Origin of the sequence: Mycoplasma leonicaptivi ATCC 49890 (assembly GCF_000622205.1) — a bacterium.
Lineage (GTDB): Bacteria > Bacillota_I > Bacilli_A > Mycoplasmatales > Metamycoplasmataceae > Mycoplasmopsis > Mycoplasmopsis leonicaptivi.
In genome coordinates this window covers 1-1982 of sequence record NZ_JHWE01000071.1, presented here as the reverse complement: position 1 = coordinate 1982, position 1982 = coordinate 1, and the positions used below count along the sequence as shown (strand labels likewise).

At 25.6% G+C, this 1982-nt stretch carries 2 protein-coding genes; one reads left to right on the top strand and one right to left on the bottom strand.

Features of this window, described 5'->3' with window-relative positions:
• Nucleotides 1-47: 47 nt before the first annotated feature.
• On the bottom strand, nucleotides 48-200 hold the full coding sequence (locus BU00_RS05130; protein ID WP_156926444.1) for a hypothetical protein: 153 nt from the start codon (nucleotides 198-200) through the stop codon (nucleotides 48-50).
• A 384-nt stretch (nucleotides 201-584) separates the two neighbouring features.
• Here BU00_RS05130 and BU00_RS0103505 point away from each other — a divergent pair, with 384 nt between their 5' ends.
• Nucleotides 585-1964, top strand: a complete 1380-nt coding sequence (locus BU00_RS0103505) for a hypothetical protein (RefSeq protein ID WP_027121492.1) — start codon at nucleotides 585-587, stop codon at nucleotides 1962-1964.
• The last annotated feature ends 18 nt before the right edge of the window (nucleotides 1965-1982 follow it).

The window sequence follows — 1982 nt, the reverse complement described above, 5'->3', positions numbered from 1 at the left end:
TCTGATGAATTATATAGTTTCATAATATCTATAAACGAAAAAATTTCTTAATTTTTTTTATTTAGTATAAAATTTACTGAAAGTTTAAATTTTAAGTTTTCTTCTTGTTTTTCTTTTGTGCAAGAAGTTAAAATAAATATTGGTGAAAAACCTAAAAATGTTAAGATTAATTTCTTAATAAATACTTTAAATTTACTCATATTTTTATTATATATATATATATATATTTCAAGAGCTTTTTTTGAAATTTTTCAAAAACAATTTTTCGGTCTTTTTTGCTTGTTTTGTTGTATTTTAGTTAATAAAAGAATAGGCAATTTTCTTTATAGAATAAATATAAAATTATAAAACATTATGTCTTTTTATAAGTTTCAACTTTTTGTTTCAATATATATATATATATAATTATTATGTCTTGTTATGTCTTGCAAAAAACATAATAAATATATGTTTTTTAATTAAAAAAATAACTTTTTGACATATCAAGATAAAAATTCAAAAAAACCTTTTTGAATTTTAGTTATATTAATTAATTATTATTTATATGAAAGGATTTTTATTTTAAAAAATAAAAATAGATTAGTATGAAAAAACGTAACAAGTGACTATTAGTTGTCACAAATTTATCAGCAGCTACTGTCCCGCTTGTGGTTGCTGCTTCATGTGGTACAAATAAAGCACCACAAAAAGATCCAAACACATCAGTAAATAAAGCGGATTTACAAAATAAAGTAAATGAAGTAAATACATATATTACATCAAATTTAAATGATGCTAAATATTCAACAATTAAGCAAAAATTAATGAGTCAATTAACAAGTGCACAAGGTGTTGTTAATAAATCAAATGCAACTCAACAAGAAGTTAATACTGCTTTAACTTCATTAACAGATGCTTTAAGAAAAGCAAAAGAAGATAAACAAGCATTAGATTCAGCAAACACAACTCCACAACCTAATCCTGCACCTGCTCCAGCACCTAAACCAGAACCAGGAACATCAACTAATGATCCTAAACAAAACTCATTAAATGAATTAAATGCAAAAATTAATGAAGCAAAACAATTAATTACACAAAAATTATCAGGACAAGAATTTAGTGAATTAAAAACAAAACTTCAAACAAAAGTTACAGAAAGTGAAAACGTAGCAAATAATACAGATTCAACAAAAGAAAATTTAGATTCTGCTAAAACAGCATTAATGCAAGTTTTAGCAGAAGTAAATGCTAAACTTGATGAAACAAAATCATTAAATGATTTAAAACAAGAGTTACAAACACTTATTAATAAAGCACAAGAATTAATTACAAGTATGTCAGATTCTAAATATTCATCAATTAAAGATGAATTGATGAAAGCAAAAGATAAAGCATCAGCAGTTCACACAAAAGAAAATGTTACTAATCAAGAATTAACTTCTGCAAAACAATTAATTACACAAGATATTGAAAAAGCTAAAAAAGACAAACAAGATTTAGAAACAGCAGAAGCAAGTGTTACAACAGAAACAATTAATTATCAAGACGCTGTCTTTACATATGCATTTAAAAATACATATGTAAAAGATGCTTTAAAGAAATATATTGATGAAGGATGAACATTTGAAGCATTAAATGAACAACCTAATATGGAACAACCAACTGTTAGTGATGAGGAACCTGCTGCAAGTGATGGTGATCAAATGGCCGCTTCAACTGGTGGTAGTGATTCAAGTAATGCTAGTGGTTCAAACCAAGAAGAAGGTGAAGAAGCACCACAATCATTAAGACCAAGAACTATTTCAAAAGATTTAGAAGTTTTCAAGGGTAAAAAACAAAAAGATGGCCAAGAGGGTGTTTTTGATTATTTAAACATTGTTGTTAGAGGAGTTCAAAGAAAACAAGTTGAATTAAACATGGAAGTCTATTTTAGACCATTAATACTTATTAACGTCTCAAACTTCTTGAGGCGTTTTTCATTGTAAATTTGATTGTATTCTTTC